This is a genomic window from Ulvibacterium sp. (assembly GCF_965228935.1).
In the GTDB taxonomy this organism is placed as follows: Bacteria; Bacteroidota; Bacteroidia; order Flavobacteriales; family Flavobacteriaceae; genus Ulvibacterium.
The window spans coordinates 2,724,668-2,748,542 of record NZ_OZ245846.1; the positions used below are offsets into that span (position 1 = coordinate 2,724,668).

General features: G+C 48.6%; 9 protein-coding genes. All 9 read left to right on the forward strand.

What is annotated here, in order from left to right:
* Positions 1-18: 18 nt before the first annotated feature.
* The gene (locus ACO06Y_RS11530) at positions 19-2,937 is read left to right on the forward strand and encodes a gliding motility-associated C-terminal domain-containing protein (protein WP_422083974.1); all 2,919 of its coding nucleotides are present in this window, start codon (positions 19-21) and stop codon (positions 2,935-2,937) included.
* A 14-nt stretch (positions 2,938-2,951) separates the two neighbouring features.
* On the forward strand, positions 2,952-3,905 hold the full coding sequence (locus ACO06Y_RS11535) for a type IX secretion system membrane protein PorP/SprF (protein ID WP_422083975.1): 954 nt from the start codon (positions 2,952-2,954) through the stop codon (positions 3,903-3,905).
* A 10-nt stretch (positions 3,906-3,915) separates the two neighbouring features.
* Positions 3,916-5,856 (forward strand): OmpA family protein, encoded by a 1,941-nt coding sequence (locus ACO06Y_RS11540; protein WP_422083976.1) that lies wholly within the window; start codon positions 3,916-3,918, stop codon positions 5,854-5,856.
* 287 nt (positions 5,857-6,143) lie between these two features.
* Entirely contained in the window at positions 6,144-8,126 is a 1,983-nt protein-coding gene (locus ACO06Y_RS11545) for a hypothetical protein (protein ID WP_422083977.1), read from the forward strand.
* 5 nt (positions 8,127-8,131) lie between these two features.
* On the forward strand, positions 8,132-9,127 hold the full coding sequence (locus ACO06Y_RS11550; RefSeq protein WP_422083978.1) for an Ig-like domain-containing protein: 996 nt from the start codon (positions 8,132-8,134) through the stop codon (positions 9,125-9,127).
* A gap of 534 nt (positions 9,128-9,661) precedes the next feature.
* Entirely contained in the window at positions 9,662-18,781 is a 9,120-nt protein-coding gene (locus tag ACO06Y_RS11555) for a hypothetical protein (RefSeq protein WP_422083979.1), read from the forward strand.
* Positions 18,782-18,810: 29 nt separating this feature from the next.
* On the forward strand, positions 18,811-20,829 hold the full coding sequence (locus ACO06Y_RS11560; RefSeq protein WP_422083980.1) for a beta strand repeat-containing protein: 2,019 nt from the start codon (positions 18,811-18,813) through the stop codon (positions 20,827-20,829).
* A gap of 61 nt (positions 20,830-20,890) precedes the next feature.
* Positions 20,891-22,861: a gliding motility-associated C-terminal domain-containing protein gene (locus tag ACO06Y_RS11565; RefSeq protein ID WP_422083981.1), complete on the forward strand. Its 1,971-nt coding sequence runs from the start codon at positions 20,891-20,893 to the stop codon at positions 22,859-22,861.
* A gap of 2 nt (positions 22,862-22,863) precedes the next feature.
* The gene (locus ACO06Y_RS11570; RefSeq protein WP_422083982.1) at positions 22,864-23,817 is read left to right on the forward strand and encodes a type IX secretion system membrane protein PorP/SprF; all 954 of its coding nucleotides are present in this window, start codon (positions 22,864-22,866) and stop codon (positions 23,815-23,817) included.
* Positions 23,818-23,875: the final 58 nt, after the last annotated feature.

Here is a 23,875-nt window from a genome sequence, read left to right on the forward strand (position 1 = left end):
ACAACTTTACCGAGCGGTATGGTAGAAGGCAATGTTGGTGATGATTTTTTTGTGGAAAATATCACAAACAGTAGTATTAATGCAGTTGAAAGGATTACTTGGGTTTCGGAATCTACAGTTACAGCTATCAAATTCTATACGACATCTGAAAACATTCAAAATGGTATTTGGCTAAATCTGCAGCCAGCAGTTTGCCCCGATACCGATGGCGACGGCGTACCGGACAGCGTTGACCTTGACGACGACGACGATGGACTGCTGGACACAACGGAAGACCCTGACCTCGACGGTGACGGCGACCCGCTGACCAACCCACTGGACAGAGACTCGGACGGCATCCCGGACCACCTGGACATCGACTCGGACGACGACGGGATTCTTGACAATGTGGAGGCACAGACTACGGATGGTTATATTCCCCCTAGTGGGATTGATACTGACGGAAATGGATTGGACGATAATTATGAGGAAACTCCAGGTAGTGGTAACGGATTGACTCCTATTGATACTGATGGAGATTATATATTCGATTATTTGGATATTGATTCTGATAACGACGGAATCCTTGACAACTTGGAGGCGCAGACTACAGAAGATTTTCAGGCACCTTGTGGGGTGGACAGTGATGGAAACGGATTGGATGACCATTATGAAAGCCATCCAGGGGGAGGAGAAGGTATAACACCTGTTGATACGGATCATGATCAGCATCCAAATTTCAGGGACATTGACTCCGATGATGACGGCATTCCCGACAATGTAGAGGGTCAGTCTACTTCTGGTTACATTCCTCCAACCGGTCATGATGACGATATGGATGGATTGGATAACGCTTATGAAGGAAGTGGTAATGAAGGAATCCACCCCGTTAACACTGACGGCACTGACGAGCCGGACTATCTCGACCTGGACACGGACAACGACCTTGTGCCGGACAACAACGAGGGGAACGACTTCGACTTCGACGGGGTGCCGGACCAGGCGTATACGGGCACCGATACTGACGGGGACGGTCTTGACGACGGCTACGAGGGCGGCGACGTGAACGACGGCTTCGACGTTAACGACGAGATCGACGACCCCGCGAACGACCTACCGGACACCGACGGCACGGATGACGTGAACTACCGGGACTTCGACGACGACGGCGACGGTATCGACACCCCTGACGAGGACGCGGACGGCGACGGCGACCCCACCGACGACGACACGGACAACGACGGCACGCCGGACTACCTAGACCCTGACGGCGGCCCGGACACGGACGGTGACGGCGTACCTGACAGCGTTGACCTTGACGACGACAACGACGGGATATTGGACACGACCGAGGATCCGGACCTTGACGGCGACGGCGATCCGCTGACCGATCCCCTTGACAGCGACTCGGACGGCATCCCGGACCACCTGGACATCGACTCGGACGACGACGGCATCCCGGACAACGTGGAGGCGCAGACCACGGACGGCTATATCGCCCCGAACGACGACGACGCGGCGACCTATGCCTCGAACGACGGTATCAACTCGGCCTATTATCCCGACGGGCTTACCCCCGTTAACACTGACGGCACTGACGAGCCGGACTATCTCGACCTGGACACGGACAACGACCTTGTGCCGGACAACAACGAGGGGAACGACTTCGACTTCGACGGGGTGCCGGACCAGGCGTATACGGGCACCGATACTGACGGGGACGGTCTTGACGACGGCTACGAGGGCGGCGACGTGAACGACGGCTTCGACGTTAACGACGAGATCGACGACCCCGCGAACGACCTACCGGACACCGACGGCACGGATGACGTGAACTACCGGGACTTCGACGACGACGGCGACGGTATCGACACCCCTGACGAGGACGCGGACGGCGACGGCGACCCCACCGACGACGACACGGACAACGACGGCACGCCGGACTACCTAGACCCTGACGGCGGCCCGGACACGGACGGTGACGGCGTACCTGACAGCGTTGACCTTGACGACGACAACGACGGGATATTGGACACGACCGAGGATCCGGACCTTGACGGCGACGGCGATCCGCTGACCGATCCCCTTGACAGCGACTCGGACGGCATCCCGGACCACCTGGACATCGACTCGGACGACGACGGCATCCCGGACAACGTGGAGGCGCAGACCACGGACGGCTATATCGCCCCGAACGACGACGACGCGGCGACCTATGCCTCGAACGACGGTATCAACTCGGCCTATTATCCCGACGGGCTTACCCCCGTTAACACTGACGGCACTGACGAGCCGGACTATCTCGACCTGGACACGGACAACGACCTTGTGCCGGACAACAACGAGGGGAACGACTTCGACTTCGACGGGGTGCCGGACCAGGCGTATACGGGCACCGATACTGACGGGGACGGTCTTGACGACGGCTACGAGGGCGGCGACGTGAACGACGGCTTCGACGTTAACGACGAGATCGACGACCCCGCGAACGACCTACCGGACACCGACGGCACGGATGACGTGAACTACCGGGACTTCGACGACGACGGCGACGGTATCGACACCCCTGACGAGGACGCGGACGGCGACGGCGACCCCACCGACGACGACACGGACAACGACGGCACGCCCAACTATTTGGATCCGGACAATAAAGTAGAGGTAAATCAACTGGTTACCCCTAATCAGGATGGGGACAACGACTTCCTCTTTATACGTGGACTTGAATTAGTGGACAATAACTCGTTACAGATTTTCAATAGATGGGGAGTAAAAGTATATGAAGGAACCAATTATAATAATCAAAATAATGTTTTTGATGGAAGGTCAAAAGGCAGGTCTACACTAAGTGTAAACGACTATCTTCCGGCAGGGGTATATTTTTATATATTTGAATACCAATTGACAGGATCCCAAAGCCGTACTGTCGAAGATGGTTACATATACATTAGCAAATGATATTGAGACTGAATATGACTAAACTTAAGAGTTTATTGGTAAGTGGTTTTTTTGTCCTCATTTTTGTACATGAAGTGGTTGGGCAGCAGGATGCACAGTACACGCAATACATGTATAATACGATGACCGTAAACCCCGGATATGCCGGATCAAGAGGTCAACTTAGTTTAGCTGCTTTATATCGCTCCCAATGGGTTGGATTGGATGGAGCCCCGGAAACATTCACCTTAAATCTTCATTCGCCAATAAGAAATAGCAAGTTGGGTTATGGTATCTCTATTGTGAATGATAATATTGGTGATGGGGTTGTTTCCGAAACCTATTTGGATGCCATGGTATCTTATACCATAGATGTTTCCTTGGATGCAAAACTATCCTTTGGATTAAAAGTGGGTGGAAATTTTCTTAGTTTAGACTTCAATGGTTTGAATAATTTTGATGATGAACCAATAACTGGAGATAACATAGATAATAGGTTTTCTCCAAATTTTGGCTTAGGCGTATATTACCATACGGACAGATTTTATGCAGGCCTTTCGGCACCGAATATTTTGGAGACCGATTACTTCGATAACTCTCAAAGAGATGCCAATTCCGTGCAATTTCTTTCCCAGGAAAGAATCAATTTTTATTTGATAACCGGATACGTTTTCGACTTAAATAGTAATCTCAAGTTTAAACCGGCATTATTGACCAAAGTCGTGGGAGGGGCTCCTTTACAATTGGATCTTTCCGCTAGTTTTTTGTTCAATGAAAAGTTTTCGTTTGGAGCCGCATACCGCTGGGATGCCGCCTTGAGCGGTTTAGTAGGGTTTCAAATAACGGACCAACTGATGTTGGGACTGGCGTATGATAGGGAAACTACGGATTTGGGAGGTACTCAATTTAACGATGGATCTTTTGAAGTATTTTTAAGGGTCGAATTGGTAAAATCCTTCCAAAGATTGGTATCACCCCGTTTCTTTTAAAACCGGACAAATGGTAAAAAAAATACTATCACTACTTTTTATTACGGTTCTTTCTTTGGGAGTTAAGGGTACGGCCCAAGAAAGATTAGTTACCAAGGCCAATGCAAAGTACGAGGACTATTCCTTTAGCCCGGCAATAGATATCTATAAAAGAGTTCTGGAAAAGGGTTATGTTTCGGCAGATTTATTAAAAAAGCTGGGCAATTCCTATTATTTCAATGCGGATTATGGAGATGCGGGCGAAACCTATGAAAGGTTGGTAAAGGAATATCCATCGGCAGTTGGCCCTGAGTATTACTTTAGATATGCCCAAACCCTAAAGACTTTGGGCGACTATGAGGGCGCAAGCGCAATTATGGCCAAGTTCACTGAAATTACTGGGGATGACCTAAGGGCCTCTGTATATAAGGAGGAGAAAAACTATTTGGAAAAAATTAAGGAGAACTCTGGGAGATACAATATTGCCCAATTTGAGTATAACTCTCCATACTCGGATTTTGCACCTTCCTTTTACAAAGATGGACTCATTTTTTCTTCAGATCGGGACACAGGTAATTTTGCAAGATACAGACACACTTGGAATGCTAAGGATTTTTTGGATTTGTATAAGATAAATGCCGATAGCATTTCAACCAATTCCGTAACAAAATTGAGCAACGATGTTAATACGAGATTGCATGAATCCACTTCGGTTACCACTAAGGATGGAAATATATTATATTTTACCAGGAACAACTTTGTTGAAGGCAAATCAAAAAAGGACGAAAAAGGAGTAATACGGCTTAAGATTTTTAAAGCGGAACTTGTTGATGGAGTTTGGACCAATATTGAGGAGCTTCCTTTTAATAGTGATACCTATTCCGTTGCGAATCCAGCCTTAAGTCCTGATGAAAAGACATTGTTCTTTGCTTCGGATATGCCTGGTACGTTAGGAGAATCCGATCTTTTCAAGGTTTCAATAAACGGGGACGGTACCTACGGAACACCGGAAAATTTAGGAAGCTCCATAAATACGGAAGCAAGGGAAACCTTTCCCTTTGTTACAAGTGAAGAAGTACTCTACTTTTCATCGGACGGTCATCCTGGGTTGGGTGGTTTGGACGTATTTGCTACAAAAATCGCCAAGAATAGATTGACCGGTTCGGTCGTAAATGTCGGGGAGCCGGTAAATAGTCAAAAAGATGATTTTACCTTTATCATAAACGAAGATACCAAAGAAGGTTATTTTGCTTCAAACAGGTCCGAAGGACAGGGAGCCGATGATATCTACAGCTTTTTGGAGACCGTTCCACTAATTCTGGATTGTAATCAACAGGTTACAGGAACGGTAAGGGACAAAATATCCAATGAAGTTCTTGTTGGCGCCACTATCAAAGTGATCAATGAGAACAACGAGGAAGTCCTTACCGCAATTACCGATTCTGAAGGAAACTATTCGATTATCATCGATTGTAACCAAGGAAACTTTGTCAGGGCCTCGATGGAAGGTTATGTGCCTTCAGAAGAATATTTGGGTAAGTCTGATGGCAAACCAAGAATAATGGACTTTTATCTGGAAAGGGACAGGATTACTGCCGGTTTTGGGGATGATTTGGCCAAATTATTACAGTTAAGTACCATCTATTTTGATTTTGACAAATACAATATCCGTAAGGATTCGGAGGTTGAAGTGGAGAAAGTGATAGCGGCAATGGAGAAATACCCAAGCCTTAAGATTAAGGTAAACTCACATACGGACAGTAGGGGAAAGGATGCCTATAATCTATGGTTATCGCAAAAAAGGGCTGAGTCTACGGTAAATTACATGATTTCAAAAGGAATTACTGCGGATCGCCTGGAGGGCGAAGGCTTTGGGGAAACCAGATTGGTGAATCAATGTGAAAATGGAGTAAGATGTTCCAATGCGGATCACGAGTTGAACCGAAGATCGGAATTTATTATTTTGGAATAATAACCAACCAAATTAATACCTAAATGCAGTTTCTACCGGAAACTGCATTTTTGTTTTTGCATCTTTGGAACGCTCTTGATTTGTTGGCTTCATATTGGCAAAATATCCTACTTTTTGGTGTTTTTATTGTAGGACTTCAAAGGGTAGACACCAATATTTATAATCTTTACAGGTACATTACCGGTCTACACAACAATTTTTAGGTGCATAGATTCTACCCATCGTACTTTTACTGAAATTTTTGCTAATATCTAGCGAAATCCATAATTCTGGAACCAAACTTTGGTATGAGATTTTTTGGTCGAAGTGTTTTGTTCTTAATCTTCATTTTCCCGGCTATACAGGTTTTGGGGCAGGATATCTATTTGGACAATTTCAACACGGTATCCTATTCCAATAACAATGGTACCTTGAATTATTCTACCAATTGGGTGGAGGCCAACGATAATAACAGCCCTAGCGGAGGCAGGATACGGATCACAGGGAATGAGCTCCGTTTTGAGGATATTTCAATGAATAACCGAAGGATTACAAGATCGGCAGATTTAAGTGCACACAGTTCTGCAATTTTAACCTTTGATTGGCAAACATCGGGTTTGGATGGTGGCTCCACAGGTGAACAGTTAAACATACAAGTATCCAACAATGGGACAAGCTTTACAACGATAGGCACGTTCACGGGAAGCCAAAGTGGAAGCTTTAGCCAAGACATTTCGGCATACATTTCGGGATTTACCACGATACGCTTTATCAATGCAGGAACATGCTCGTATTGTAACTGGGAATCCGGTGAGTTTGTTTACATTGACAATGTCCAAATTGAGGTTCCTTCTTCGAACGCGGCACCTGTCTTAACGGGTACGGGAAATCAAACCTATTGCCCGGGAGGTTCTGTTCCCATAGCAGAAACCATTAGTATCACTGACGTTGATGATACGTCCACTAACGCAGTATATATTCAGATTTCATCAGGTTATATCAATGGGGAGGATCTATTGACCTTGACAGGTACCCATCCGAATATCACTTCAAGTTGGGATGCCGTGCAGGGAGAATTGACCCTATCGGGACCTGCTACATATACCGAATTCGAGACGGCTATTTTGGCCGTGGAGTATTCCAGTAGTGCCGCGAACCCAACGGGGACAAGACAATTTTCTATAACCGTGGGGGAAGCCAACTATTTACCGGCAACAGGGCACTACTACGAATATGTTCCGAATTTGGGAATTACCTGGACGGCCGCCAATACCGCGGCAAGCGCAAGGACCTATTTTGGGTTACAGGGTTATCTGGCGACCTTGACTTCGCAAGCGGAAGCTGATTTTTCAGGCTCCCAGGCAGTAGGGGTAGGATGGATAGGAGGAAGCGATGCCGCTACGGAAGGGGTTTGGCAATGGGTGACGGGACCCGAAGCAGGCACCGTGTTCTGGAACGGAACAGCGGGAGGGAGCACTCCCAATTTTGCATTTTGGAATACTGGGGAACCTAACCAGTCAGGAAATGAGGACTATGCCCACATTACCCATCCCAATGTAAACCCCAATGGATCTTGGAACGATTTATCCAACACGGGTGCTGCGTCCGGAAATTACCAGCCACAAGGCTATGTAGTGGAGTATGGAGGAACACCTGGAGATCCTGTACTTAATATCACGGTAACCACCACCATTACCATAGAACCCATACCTACCATAACAAGTACTACACCTGGATCTCGTTGTGGGCCAGGTACCGTTACTTTGGGAGCCACCGCTTCGGCCGGAACCATTAATTGGTATGCAAGTGCGGTGGGAGGCAGCTCCCTGGGTACCGGAACAAGTTTTATTACCCCAAGTATATCAAGTACCACAACATATTATGTAGATGCCACAAGCAGTGGATGTACCACAGCTTCCAGAACCGCGATTACGGCTACTGTAAATACCGGCCCGTCCATAACCTCCCAACCCGTAAATAGAACAATTTGTCCAGGATGTAGTACCACCTTTACCGTTACAACCTCAAATGTGGATACCTATCAGTGGCAGCTTTTTAATGGTTCTATCTGGGTGGATTTGACCGATACGGGAATTCACAGTGGTACAACAACAAATACACTCACCCTTACCAATGCCGCACCTACCGATAACGGAAATCAATACAGGGTACAGGTTTCCAATTCGGCACTTGCTTGTAGTGTCGTAGCCTCTTCCGTGGCAGTATTGACAGTGAATGTATCCGAAATAATAACAAATAGGAGAATAACCTATCGAGTTGATAAAAATTAAGTGGATTGGCAAGTTTTACGTTCTTTCGAGCTGTTTTTATAGGTAGTATACTTTTTTGTTGCCCGCTATTGGGACAGAATACGGCCCCCATAGCTACGGATGATGTATACCTTGGATACTTGAACAGAAACATAACAGTAGATGCCTTAGATGGTGTTCTTGCCAATGACACCGATCCGGATGGAGGTAGCTTGTCGGTTAATCCAACACCTGTGGTTTCGCCCATTAATGGCATTTTGACTTTAGGAAATGATGGAAGTTTTACTTTTGTTCCCCAAACCGGTTTTGTCGGGAATGTAACTTTTGACTATGAAGTTTGTGATGACGGCACGGCGAACCAATTGGTATCCCAATTTGATTTTGACACTTCGGCATTGACTACCGCAACTGTAGGCCCAAATGCCACTACTATTAATTCCAATGCCGTACAAACAGGATGTGGTGTTCGCATAGGCTCGGGAGCAGGCGGAAGCACAGGTTTGGATATTACCATTCCCAACATTGGGGGTATTTTTGATTTCTCAAGTTTTCGGATAGAATTGGACTATCAGGATAACGAAAGTACCGCTGATATCATCACAGGAGGAAACTTTAGGATCTATCACATCACAGGGAATGAACTGGGTGTCGCGATTACGGTAATAAATGGGAATACGGGACTTAGTACTACCTATACTAGAACTCTGGGAAGTTTTCTTGGCGGAAACGTCACTTATATTGTGGAATATGATGAACTTACTGGTGATATTACATATACGGCAAGTGGCACTACAACAACCATAAGTAATGTAGCTCCGGATTATTCTCCCTTAGATACAAGTTTTGCGACTGCACCGATAGTGGGCAGATCCATGGATAATTCCGGAGGGCCAGATCCCTCCCTTTGTAAGATTGCCATAACGGATACGAGTAAATTGTGTGATATCGGTACCGTAAATATCAATATTACAACTTCGTTGATTACCAACAAACGTATTACGTATAGGATAAATCCGGACTAATATTTTCTCATGAAAAACTTGGATTTTCTAAGTTTTTTCCCACAGAACACTATGCTGAAAGTGCCACTATAATTGACTTGATCGACCAATGAATTTCTTGAAAAAAAGGAAAATTAATCGATAAAGACTTCAGCTTTTTAAACCTATGCACTGCAATTTAACACTTACACAACATTTATTTTCCTAGGGTATCCGTTGGGTTAATTTTGTAAAGTGTAAAAGAACCATCGTGTTCCTAGGGACTAAATATCAATGGTTTGTCACACCCCAAACATGAATAGCTTGACCAAAATTTATGAAAAAGTTTCGCCAAGGAGAAACCACAATGGCCCTTTGGGTAAAAACCGGCCCAACCAATCCATTTCATTTTCTTTCCAGCAAGGCTTTTGTACTTAACCGACAATAGCGGTACAAAAGGTTTATTCTATTTAAATCATGGGGCAACATGTACAAAAGATCAATCCGTCAATTGGACAAGGCCGTAAAAAGGCCTTTGAAAGTATAGTAAAAAACATTTTAAGTAAAGATATTACCATGTATAAGAGAATCTTACTGCTCATTTTTCTAATATCCGGATTTGCATATTCGCAAACCACGGTTACACTACAAGATCAGTGTAATTGCGAGGTCTTAAGTGGTACGGCTGTAACAAGTCCGGGATCAATATCGCCTGGTGGGGCGGATACCGGGGATATCTATGTAAATACAAATACAGGCACCATCTACTTCTGGGATGGAAATTCATGGGAATTGACATCAACGGATAGTCAACAGATTTTGGACTTTAGTTTTAATCCGGCGACTCGGGAACTTACCTTGGAATTGGAGAATGGCGGTGCACCTATTACGGTAACTTTACCCTCTGATACTTTGACCTCTTTAACACTCAACGGCAACAGCCTTGAATATGTGGACGAGGACAACAATACGAACGTTATCCCGCTCAACGTGGGCAACCTTGCGTTGGGCGCGGACGGGAACAGTCTGGACTATACGGACGAGGCTGGCCTTTTGACGAACATCCCGCTGAACGTCGGGAGTTTGGCCTTCAACCCGGCCACACGTGAGCTGACCTATACGGACGAGGCGGGCACCCCTACGGTGATAACGCTTCCGGCGGAGTTCCTGACGAGCCTTACGCTGAACGGCAACAACCTTGAATATGTGGACGAGGACAACAATACGAACGTTATCCCGCTCAACGTGGGCAACCTTGCGTTGGGCGCGGACGGGAACAGTCTGGACTATACGGACGAGGCTGGCCTTTTGACGAACATCCCGCTGAACGTCGGGAGTTTGGCCTTCAACCCGGCCACACGTGAGCTGACCTATACGGACGAGGAGGGCACGCCAACGGTTATCGCCCTACCGGCCGAGTTCCTGACGAGCCTTACGCTGAACGGCAACAGCCTGGAATATGTGGACGAGGACAACAATACGAACGTTATCCCGCTCAACGTGGGCAACCTTGCCCTGGGTGCGGACGGGAACAGTCTGGACTATACGGACGAGGCTGGCCTTTTGACGAACATCCCGCTGAACGTCGGGAGTTTGGCCTTCAACCCGGCCACTCGGGAGCTGACCTATACGGACGAGGAGGGCACGCCAACGGTTATCGCCCTGCCGGCCGAGTTCCTGACGAGCCTTACGCTGAACGGCAACAGCCTTGAATATGTGGACGAGGACAACAATACGAACGTTATCCCGCTCAACGTGGGCAACCTTGCCCTGGGTGCGGACGGGAACAGTCTGGACTATACGGACGAGGCTGGCCTTTTGACGAACATCCCGCTGAACGTCGGGAGTTTGGCCTTCAACCCGGCCACTCGGGAGCTGACCTATACGGACGAGGAGGGCACGCCAACGGTTATCGCCCTGCCGGCCGAGTTCCTGACGAGCCTTACGCTGAACGGCAACAGCCTGGAATATGTGGACGAGGACAACAATACGAACGTGATCCCGCTCAACGTGGGCAACCTTGCCCTGGGTGCGGACGGGAACAGTCTGGACTATACCGATGAGGCTGGCCTTTTGACGAACATCCCGCTGAACGTCGGGAGTTTGGCCTTCAACCCGGCCACTCGGGAGCTGACCTATACGGACGAGGAGGGCACGCCAACGGTGATCGCCCTACCGGCCGAGTTCCTGACGAGCCTTACGCTGAACGGCAACAGCCTGGAATATGTGGACGAGGACAACAATACGAACGTGATCCCGCTCAACGTGGGCAACCTTGCCCTGGGTGCGGACGGGAACAGTCTGGACTATACCGATGAGGCTGGCCTTTTGACGAACATCCCGCTGAACGTCGGGAGTTTGGCCTTCAACCCGGCCACTCGGGAGCTGACCTATACGGACGAGGAGGGCACGCCAACGGTTATCGCCCTGCCGGCCGAGTTCCTGACGAGCCTTACGCTGAACGGCAACAACCTTGAATATGTGGACGAGGACAACAATACGAACGTGATCCCCCTGAACGTGGGCAACCTTGCCCTGGGTGCGGACGGGAACAGTCTGGACTATACCGATGAGGCTGGCCTTTTGACGAACATCCCGCTGAACGTCGGGAGTTTGGCCTTCAACCCGGCCACTCGGGAGCTGACCTATACGGACGAGGAGGGCACGCCAACGGTTATCGCCCTGCCGGCCGAGTTCCTGACGAGCCTTACGCTGAACGGCAACAACCTTGAATATGTGGACGAGGACAACAATACGAACGTGATCCCCCTGAACGTGGGCAACCTTGCCCTGGGTGCGGACGGGAACAGTCTGGACTATACCGATGAGGCTGGCCTTTTGACGAACATCCCGCTCAACGTGGGTAGCCTGGCCTTCAACCCGGCCACTCGGGAGCTGACCTATACGGACGAGGAGGGCACGCCAACGGTGATCACCTTGCCCGCGGAAACTGTCACTACCCTTTCAACTTTGGATGGCATAACCTATACCTATACCTCTGAGGATACGACTATCACTTCCTTTGATGGCACGGATGATCAAAATGCAGCCCAGGTTCCACTTAGCCCAAATATTGATGTGGATGGCGATCTTACAGATGAAACCAATGTTCAGGAAGCCATACAGGATTTGGCCAATAATAGTAGCGATAATCAAAACCTTACAGGAGCTACTCTTGATGGAAGTAATGAGCTACAAATAGATATTGAACGGGGTAGTTCAACTACCGTGGATCTTTCTTCATTGAGTGAAACCGTAGTTGCCGGAACCGGTGCCATTACGGTTAACGACGATGGCAATGGAAACTATACGGTAAATTCCACTGATCCCGATGAGGATTTGACCAATGAGCTTACCTTAATTGGTTCTGGTGCACCAGCAGTGACGCCAAGTAATGTTGGGGTGACTTATGTAGACGATGTGGCAGGTCAATTATATATTTGGGACGGAGCCACATGGAATGCAGTTGGAGGAAGTGCTACTCCGGACTTGGATGGGGTAATAGGCAACGAAGTCACCAACGCCACCAACGGGACCTTGGTACGTTCCGGTTTGGGTACCACAGCCTCCCCTTTTACCTTGGGGGTAGCCGATGGAGGAATTACCACCACCCAAATATTGGATGGTACCATAGCTTCCGGCGATATAGGTACCGATGCGGTCAATGCGGCAACTATAAACCCTGATGTGGCTGGAAACGGCCTTACCCAGAACGCCAGCGGAGCGTTGGAGGTGGATGTAACCGGTCTGGCCGATGGCAGTGTCACCTCCCCGAACAGTACGATAACGCTTACCGGCACTCCAGCAAATGCCCTTTTCGAAGACGTTGGACTGGATGTCGATGTAACTGCACTATCCGGTGATGGTAGTATTACTTCACCTAACAGTACGATAACACTTACAGGTACTCCTGCGAACTCCCTATTAGAGGATGTTGGATTGGATGTTGATGTGACCGCGCTTACGGGCGACGGATCCATAACGTCTCCGAACGGAACGGTAACCCTTGGCGGTACTCCCGCCAACTCCCTATTGGAGGATGTTACCCTTGATGTGGACGTGAGCGCATTGTCCGGTGACGGTAGTATCACCTCGCCCAATGGAACGGTGACCCTGACGGGTACCCCTGCGAACTCCTTGTTGGAGGATGTCGGCCTTGACGTTGACGTGACCGCACTTACAGGAGATGGCTCTATCACTTCACCGAACGGAACGGTAACCCTAGGAGGTACACCTGCCAACTCCCTATTGGAGGATATCACCCTTGATGTGGACGTAACGGCATTATCCGGTGATGGTAGTATTACCTCGCCCAATGGAACAGTAACCCTAGGTGGTACACCTGCCAATTCAATATTAGAGGATGTCACCCTTGATGTAAACGAATCGGCACTGGCCGATGGTAGCGTAACCTCTCCGAACAGCACGATAACGCTTACCGGTACTCCCGCCAATTCACTTTTCGAAGATGTAGGTCTTGACGTTAACGTTACAGCACTAACAGGCGACGGATCCATAACGTCTCCGAACGGAACAGTAACCTTGACAGGTACCCCTGCTAACTCTCTGTTAGAGGACGTAGGCCTTGATGTGGACGTGAGCGCATTGTCCGGTGATGGTAGCATTACCTCGCCCAATGGAACGGTAACCCTAGGTGGTACACCTACCAATTCAATATTAGAGGATGTTACTCTTGATGTGGACGTAACAGCATTATCCGGTGATGGATCGATTACCTCGCCCAACGGTACAGTGACCCTAGGAGGTACGCCCGCGAATTCGATTTTGGAAGATGTTACCCTTGACGTTGACGTGACGGCATTGTCGGGAGATGGCAGTATCACTTCACCTAACAGTACGATAACACTTACCGGTACACCTACCAATTCCTTGCTGGAAGATGTAGGTCTTGATGTTGATGTAACAGCACTAACAGGCGACGGATCCATAACGTCACCAAATGGTACGGTAACCCTAGGCGGTACGCCCGCGAACGCTATTTTAGAGGATGTCACCCTTGATGTCGACGTAAGCGCATTGTCCGGTGATGGTAGTGTCACCTCTCCAAATAGTACCATAACACTTACAGGTACTCCTGCAAACTCATTATTGGAAGATGTAGGCCTTGATGTGGATATTACCGCATTGTCAGGAGACGGTAGCATCACTTCACCGAATGGTACGGTGACCTTGACAGGTACGCCTGCGAACTCATTATTGGAGGATGTAGGTTTCGATGTTGATGTGACCGCGTTATCCGGTGATGGATCTATTACCTCGCCCAACAGCACAATAACCCTTACAGGTACGCCTGCGAACTCATTATTGGAAGATGTTGGATTGGATGTTGACGTAACTGCCCTTACAGGAGACGGATCTATTACCTCCCCGAACGGAACGGTGACCCTCGGTGGTACGCCAGCGAACTCCTTGTTGGAGGATGTCACCCTTGACGTCGACGTGACGGCTTTATCCGGAGATGGCAGTATTACTTCGCCTAACAGCACTATAGCCCTTACCGGTACTCCGGCGAACTCCTTGTTGGAGGACGTTGGCCTTGATGTGGCCGATGGTGCCATAACAACCGTAAAGTTGGCTCCAGATGCTGTGGACAACACAAAATTGGCGGATAATGCCGTACAACTTGAAAATATAGCAGATGGTACTGCAGATGGTCAAGTAATGCAATGGGACGATGCAACCTCATCATGGACCTTGGTCGATTTGGGTTCTGTTACCGTTACCGAAAATGATGGAGTAATAGGCAACGAAGTGACCAATGCTACCAACGGGACCTTGGTACGTTCCGGTGCAGGTACGACCATATCCCCGTTTACCTTGGGCGTGGCCGATGGAGGGATTACTACCACTCAAATATTGGATGGGACCATAAGCTCTAGTGATATAGGAACGGATGCCGTGAATGCGGCGACTATAAATCCCGACGTAGCGGGTAATGGTCTTACCCAGAACGCAAGTGGAGCTTTAGAAGTGGATGTCACAGGTCTGGCCAGTGGCAGTGTCACCTCACCTAACAGCACGATAACGCTTACGGGCACTCCTACCAATTCCCTTTTCGAGAATGTTGGCCTAGATGTCGACGTGACCGCATTATCAGGCGATGGCAGCATCACCTCACCCAATGGGACTGTAACCTTTACGGGTACCCCTGCGAACTCATTATTGGAAGATGTTGGATTGGATGTCGACGTAACGGCCCTTACAGGAGACGGATCCATAACGTCACCGAACGGCACGGTAACCCTTGGCGGGACCCCTGCCAACTCAATATTGGAGGATGTCACCCTTGACGTAAACGAATCCGCCTTGGCCGATGGTAGCGTGACCTCTCCGAACAGTACGATAACCCTTACGGGTACTCCTGCCAATTCCCTTTTTGAGGATGTAGGTCTTGATGTCGACGTGACGGCTTTATCCGGAGATGGCAGTATTACTTCGCCCAACAACACGATAACACTCACGGGAACTCCGGCCAACTCATTATTGGAGAACGTAGGATTGGATGTAGACGTGACCGCCCTTACGGGTGACGGATCTATAACCTCCCCGAACGGAACGGTTACCCTTGGAGGTACTCCTGCGAATTCAATATTGGAGGATGTCACCCTTGATGTCGACATAAGCGCATTGACCGGTGACGGAAGTATCACCTCGCCCAATGGTACGGTGACCCTTGGCGGTACGCCCGCCAACTCCCTATTGGAGGATGTCACTCTTGATGTAAACGAATCGGCATTGGCCGATGGTAGCGTAACCTCTCCGAACAGCACGATAACGCTTACCGGTACTCCCGCCAATTCACTTTTTGAGGATGTAGGTCTTGACGTTGACGTGACCGCACTTACAGGCGACGGATCCATAACGTCTCCGAACGGAACAGTAACCCTGACAGGCACTCCCGCAAACTCCTTGTTGGAGGACGTAGGCCTTGATGTAGATGTGACGGCACTTACCGGTGACGGGTCTATCACTTCCCCGAACGGAACGGTAACCCTTGGTGGTACACCTGTTAATTCAATATTGGAGGATGTCACTCTTGATGTCGATGTGACGGCTTTATCCGGAGATGGTAGTATTACTTCGCCCAACAGCACAATAACACTCACGGGCACTCCGGCCAACTCATTATTGGAGAATGTAGGCCTTGATGTGGACGTAACCGCATTATCAGGAGACGGATCGATTACCTCCCCGAACGGAACGGTGACCCTTGGTGGTACACCTGCCAATTCAATATTGGAGGATGTCACCCTTGACGTTGATGTAACGGCCCTTACAGGCGACGGATCCATAACGTCACCGAACGGTACGGTTACCCTTGGCGGTACTCCGGCTAACTCATTATTGGAGGATGTAACCTTCGATGTAAACGAATCTGCATTGGCCGATGGTAGCGTGACCTCCCCGAACAGTACGATAACCCTTACGGGTACTCCTGCCAATTCCCTTTTCGAGGATGTAGGATTGGATGTAGATGTGACCGCACTTTCCGGTGATGGTAGTATCACCTCGCCCAACAGCACGATAACCCTTACAGGTACTCCTGCCAATTCCCTTTTCGAGGACATTGGTCTTGATGTCGACGTGACCGCTTTATCTGGAGATGGTAGTATTACCTCGCCCAACAGCACAATAACACTCACGGGCACTCCCGCAAACTCCCTTTTGGAGAACGTAGGACTGGATGTCGACGTGACCGCCCTTACGGGTGACGGTTCTATCACCTCCCCTAACGGAACGGTAACCCTTGGCGGTACGCCTGCAAACTCGATTTTGGAGGATGTCACCCTTGATGTCGATGTGACCGCTCTTTCCGGTGACGGATCGATCACCTCCCCGAACGGTACGGTGACCCTTGGCGGTACGCCTGCGAACTCTATTTTAGAGGATGTCACCCTTGATGTCGACGTGACTGCGTTGTCTGGAGATGGCAGTATTACCTCGCCCAACAGCACGATAACACTCACGGGCACTCCCGCAAACTCATTGTTGGAGGATGTAGGACTGGATGTGGATGTAACGGCCCTTACAGGAGACGGATCAATCACCTCTCCGAACGGAACGGTAAACCTTGGCGGAACCCCTGCCAACTCAATATTGGAGGATGTAACCCTTGACGTAAACGAATCCGCCTTGGCCGATGGTAGTGTCACTTCCCCGAACAGTACGATAACCCTTACGGGCACCCCTGCCAACTCCCTTTTCGAGGACGTTGGTCTTGATGTTGACGTAACCGCTTTATCTGGAGATGGTAGTATTACCTCGCCTAACAGCACAATAACACTCACGGGCACCCCAGCGAACTCATTATTGGAAAATGTAGGTCTTGATGTTGACGTAACGGCCCTTACTGGAGACGGCTCTATCACCTCCCCGAACGGCACGGTTACCCTTGGAGGTACTCCTGCAAATTCATTATTAGAGAACGTCACCCTTGATGTAAACGAATCCGCCTTGGCCGATGGTAGTGTCACTTCCCCGAACAGTACGATAACCCTTACGGGCACTCCTGCCAATTCCCTTTTCGAGGATGTAGGATTGGATGTAGATGTGACCGCACTTTCCGGAGATGGTAGTATTACTTCACCTAACAGCACGATAACCCTTACAGGCACTCCGGCCAACTCATTGTTAGAGGATGTAGGACTGGATGTGGATGTAACGGCCCTTACAGGCGACGGGTCTATCACCTCCCCGAACGGAACGGTTACCCTTGGAGGTACTCCTGCGAATTCAATATTGGAGGATGTAACCCTTGATGTCGACGTAAGCGCATTATCCGGAGACGGATCGATTACCTCGCCTAACAGCACAATAACACTTACAGGTACCCCAGCGAACTCATTATTGGAGAACGTAGGATTGGATGTAGATGTGACCGCACTTTCCGGTGATGGTAGTATCACCTCGCCCAACAGCACAATAACACTTACAGGTACCCCAGCGAACTCATTATTGGAGAATGTGGGACTTGATGTTGACGTAACGGCCCTTACGGGAGACGGATCGATCACTTCCCCGAACGGAACGGTGACCCTTGGCGGTACGCCTGCCAACTCAATATTGGAGGATGTCACCCTTGACGTCGATGTAACCGCGTTGTCCGGTGACGGAAGTATCACCTCGCCCAACGGGACGGTGACCCTTGGCGGTACACCCGCGAACTCATTATTGGAGGATGTAACCTTCGATGTAAACGAATCCGCCTTGGCCGATGGTAGTGTCACTTCCCCGAACAGTACGATAACCCTTACGGGCACTCCTGCCAATTCCCTTTTCGAAGATGTTGGCCTTGATGTCGATGTGACCGCATTGTCCGGTGATGGTAGTATTACTTCACCCAACAGCACGATAACATTAACCGGCACTCCGGCCAACTCATTATTGGAGAACGTGGGACTGGATGTGGACGTAACCGCATTATCAGGTGATGGCAGCATCACCTCTCCCAACGGCACGGTTACCCTTGGCGGTACACCTGCAAATTCATTGTTGGAGAACGTCACCCTTGATGTAAACGAATCCGCCTTGGCCGATGGTAGTGTCACTTCCCCGAACAGTACGATAACCCTTACGGGCACCCCTGCCAATTCCCTTTTCGAGGATGTAGGATTGGATGTAGATGTGACCGCACTTTCCGGGGATGGTGTATTACTTCACCTAACAGCACGATAACACTCACGGGTACCCCCGCAAACTCCCTGTTGGAAAACGTTGGACTTGATGTTGACGTAACAGCCCTTACCGGTGATGGCTCTATCACCTCCCCGAACGGAACGGTGACCCTTGGTGGTACGCCCGCGAACTCATTATTGGAGGATGTAACCCTGGATGTCGATGTAACGGCCCTTTCCGGGGATGGTAGTATCACCTCGCCTAACAGCACAATAACACTTACAGGTACCCCAGCGAACTCGTTATTGGAGAATGTGGGACTGGACGTAAACGAATCGGCATTGGCTGATGGCAGCGTGACCTCCCCGAACAGCACGATAACCCTTACGGGCACCCCTGCCAATTCCCTTTTCGAGGATGTAGGTTTAGATGTGGATGTAACTGCACTTTCCGGAGATGGTAGTATCACCTCGCCCAACAGCACGATAACACTTACAGGTACTCCAGCAAACTCATTGTTGGAGAACGTTGGACTGGATGTTGACGTAACCGCACTTACGGGTGACGGATCGATCACCTCACCGAACGGCACGGTGACCCTTGGTGGTACGCCCGCGAACTCATTATTGGAGGATGTAACCCTGGATGTCGATGTAACGGCCCTTTCCGGGGATGGTAGTATTACTTCACCTAATAGCACGATAACACTCACGGGCACTCCGGCCAACTCCCTGTTGGAGAACGTAGGGCTGGATGTTGACGTGACCGCCCTTACAGGAGACGGCTCTATCACTTCCCCGAACGGCACAGTTACCCTTGGAGGTACTCCTGCAAATTCATTATTAGAGAACGTCACCCTTGATGTAAACGAATCCGCCTTGGCCGATGGTAGTGTCACTTCCCCGAACAGTACGATAACCCTTACGGGCACCCCTGCCAATTCCCTTTTCGAGGATGTAGGGTTAGATGTGGATGTAACGGCCCTTTCCGGGGATGGTAGTATTACTTCACCTAATAGCACGATAACACTCACGGGCACCCCCGCAAACTCCCTGTTGGAAAACGTTGGACTTGATGTTGACGTAACAGCCCTTACCGGTGATGGCTCTATCACCTCCCCTAACGGAACGGTAACCCTTGGCGGTACGCCTGCCAATTCAATATTGGAGGATGTCACCCTTGATGTCGATGTAACGGCTTTATCCGGAGATGGTAGTATCACCTCGCCCAACAGCACAATAACCCTTACGGGCACTCCTGCGAACTCCCTGTTGGAGAATGTTGGCCTTGATGTCGACGTGACCGCTTTATCCGGAGATGGCAGTATTACTTCACCTAACAGCACGATAACACTCACAGGCACCCCTGCGAGCTCATTGTTGGAGAACGTGGGACTGGATGTCGATGTAACTGCATTGTCCGGAGATGGTAGTATTACCTCGCCCAACAGCACCATAACCCTCACGGGCACTCCCGCAAACTCCCTGTTGGAGAATGTAGGACTGGATGTTGACGTAACGGCACTTACCGGGGACGGATCTATTACCTCCCCTAACGGAACGGTGACCCTTACCGGTACTCCAGCGAACTCCCTGTTGGAAAATGTTGGTCTTGCTGTAAATATTTCATCCGATACCGATAACGATTTGGCAATAGGTACGGATAATGGTTTATTCATAAACGAAACCGATGATCAAGTCGCTTCCGAAGTTGACTCGGATACCCCGGTAGATGTAGACGGAGATGGAAATACAGAAGCTACTGTAGAGGACGTGATTCAAGATATAGCCCCAATTACGGCAAAAGCCGCACGTATTTTTTATCCGCCCTCAATTGCGATAGATGCATCGACCTTGACCAACAATGCCACTATTGACCTGTATCAGGAATATATAGATCAATTCGGAACACCAACTATGGCGAGTGCAGGAGCCCCGGCAGCAGTACCTACCTACGCCAATACCGAACTATATTATTATGTCACCTATGCCGATCCGGCCGTATTAAATATAGACAGTATTAGCGCAACAGGTGTAATGCAATATGATGTAGTAGGTACACCACCGGATTATAACAGTCTTATTAACGTTGTCTTCGTAGTGCGATAAACCAAAAACTGTATAAATCGATTTGACGCGCCCCTACACATACAAGACTATTTTCCTCGGTATGGTTTTTACCCTATTGGGGATAGGTATATCCCAAGCGCAGTTTTTGTTGCAAGCACCCAATAGTACCGATGAAAGCAACTATAGGTGGTATGAGGCATCCGACACCAGTACGGTTTTAGGAACCGATTTCTTTTATGAAACCTCAACACCCGGGGTCTATTTTGCAACCTATGACGGTACGCTTTGTGGTTCCAATGCTACGGGGTATTTCATTCTAACGGATTGCACGGCACCCGATAATCAAGTTACTTTGGATATTTCCGCCAATGTGAGCGGCAGTGCAACGGTAAGTTGGTCACCGGCCGTATCCGGAGATCCATTAAGGCCGGTAGTCACTGCCACCACTACGGTTACTCGCTATACGGCTACCTTGACCAAAGCAGGAAACTCCATTGCCTTGCCCAATTTTACTGTGGTCTGTTTGCAACAGGCGGCTACTTTGGTAGATGATTTGGTTACTACCAATGAGGATGAATCCGTCATCGTGGATATCTATGCCAATGATTCCGATTTACCGACCGCGGGAAGTTTGACCACTACAAATCCCGCAAATGGTACCGTGAATATTGACAATAATGGGACACCCAATGATCCAACGGACGATGTGGTAACCTACATGCCGAACCCGGACTACAACGGACTGGATTCTTTTGATTATACTGTTTGTAATACAGTTGGGGATTGTAGTCCGGCCACCGTAACCGTCGATGTGCTACCCATTTTGGATGTTTTTGATGACTCCATTGCAACTACGGAGGACACTGCCGTAGATATCGATATTCTGGCCAATGACAATGATTTGCCAACAATAGGGACTTTGACCCTTACAAATCCTACAGATGGGGTAGTAACGGTTGATGACAATGGTACCCCCAACAATCCTTCCGATGATAGTGTTAGCTATGTGCCCAATACTGGTTTTATAGGAACGGACACGTTTACCTATACCCTTTGTGACAATTCGGGCAATTGTGATACCGCCACCGTAACTGTGGTGGTCAATCCTATAGGGGTTGATCTGGATAGTGATGACGACGGGATAGTGGACAGTTTTGAGGATTTGAATTTGGATGGGGATAATGACCCATCCACAGACCCTACAGATTCGGATGGCGATGGATTCCCGGATTATCTGGATATCGATAGTGATAATGATGGTATTCCGGATAATGTAGAGGCCCAGACAACCTCTGGCTATATTGCACCAAGCGGCGAGGATGTCAATGGCAACGGATTGGACGACGCTTACGAGGATGGTTCTTTAGGGATATTCCCAGTGGACACGGATGGAGACCTTCTTCCTGATTACCTGGACGAGGATAGTGACGATGACAATGTGCCAGATAATATAGAAGGACATGATCACAATCAAGATGGAATAGCCGATGTAACATTTATTGGTTCGGACAAGGATAATGATGGTTTGGACGATGGGTATGAAGGGACAACCGTAATTGATTTGGATGTGAATGACGAAATTGATGATCCTTTCAACGACTTGCCCAATACGGATGGCGATGATGAATCCGACTATAGGGACACGGACGATGATGGGGATGCGCTGCGAACCGTAGAAGAGGATATGAACGGAGACGGCAACTATGCCAACGATGATTCCGATGGTGATGGTACCCCTGATTACCTAGAACCGAACCGTGAGGAGGATGCAGTAGAGGTGTTTAACGTACTAACACCCAACGGAGATGGTGTACATGACGTTCTTCAAATCAGTGGGTTGGAGAATTTCCCCAACAACACGATCAGAATCTACAACCGCTGGGGTGTACAGGTCTATACCACAAATGGGTACAATACACAAGGAAACGTTTTTGATGGTACCTCCCAAGGAAGGGTCACTGTTGATGCAGACAATAAATTACCCGTAGGAACGTATTTCTATATACTGGATTATGAGGATGATACTGGAAATCAACAATCACTTTCAGGTTATATATACATAAACAGATAAAGATGCTAAAATTCGCCCAACATATGATTTCGGTTAAATGGACAGTTCTTCCCTTGTTCATTTTGATTATGTTGCTTACGAATTCAATGTATTCACAACAGGATGCGCAATATACACAGTATATGTATAATACCGTGAGCGTAAACCCTGGTTATGCCGGATCTAGAGGGCATATTAGTGTTGCGGCCCTGCATAGATCACAATGGGTAGGTTTGGATGGAGCTCCAAAGACCCAAACCTTCAATATCCATTCCCCAATTGGATATAGGGGAGTTGGATTGGGACTTTCCATAGTTAATGATCAAATAGGCCCAACCTCGGAAACCAATTTTGATATAGACTTTTCCTATACCATTTATACATCCCTTGAAGGAAGGTTAAGTTTTGGGCTAAAGGGTAGTGCCAATCTTTTGGATGTTCGTTTTTCCGAGCTCAATCAATTTGCCCCTGATCAGACTTTACAACAGAATATAGATAATCGGCTTTCACCCAATATCGGTGCAGGTGTCTATTACCATACCAATAGATTTTATGCAGGATTATCCGTTCCCAGGTTCTTGGAAACCTCCCATTTTGATGAATCCTCACTTTCAACGGCACGGGAACAAATGAACTTCTATTTTATCACGGGCTACGTATGGGATGTAAACCCATTTTTGAAGTTCAAGCCCGCGTTGCTGACCAAAGTAACACAGGGAGCACCCTTGCAAGTTGATGTTTCCGCCAACTTCATGATGAACGAAAAGTTCATTCTAGGAGGCGCATACCGATGGGATGCAGCCTTTAGTGGCATGGCGGGATTTCAAATATCCAATAAATTCCTTATCGGAATTGCCTATGACAAAGAGACCACGGAATTGGGTAACGCAAGGTTCAATAATGGCTCGTTTGAGGTAATACTTCGATACGACTTTATTACTACCAAAGGAAATTTGAAATCACCAAGGTTCTTTTAAAAAGAACCTAACCTCACCAATTCAAATTCTTTCATCAATATTTTTTATAAGTGGCTTG

Bases quoted from the DNA above. Each gene is read 5' to 3' on its own strand.
- ACO06Y_RS11530 (WP_422083974.1), top strand. From the start codon at position 19: ATGGTAGAAGGCAATGTTGGTGATGATTTTTTTGTGGAAAATATCACA.
- ACO06Y_RS11535 (WP_422083975.1), top strand. From the start codon at position 2,952: ATGACTAAACTTAAGAGTTTATTGGTAAGTGGTTTTTTTGTCCTCATT.
- ACO06Y_RS11540 (WP_422083976.1), top strand. From the start codon at position 3,916: ATGGTAAAAAAAATACTATCACTACTTTTTATTACGGTTCTTTCTTTG.
- ACO06Y_RS11545 (WP_422083977.1), top strand. From the start codon at position 6,144: ATGAGATTTTTTGGTCGAAGTGTTTTGTTCTTAATCTTCATTTTCCCG.
- ACO06Y_RS11555 (WP_422083979.1), top strand. From the start codon at position 9,662: ATGTATAAGAGAATCTTACTGCTCATTTTTCTAATATCCGGATTTGCA.
- ACO06Y_RS11565 (WP_422083981.1), top strand. From the start codon at position 20,891: ATGGTTTTTACCCTATTGGGGATAGGTATATCCCAAGCGCAGTTTTTG.
- ACO06Y_RS11570 (WP_422083982.1), top strand. From the start codon at position 22,864: ATGCTAAAATTCGCCCAACATATGATTTCGGTTAAATGGACAGTTCTT.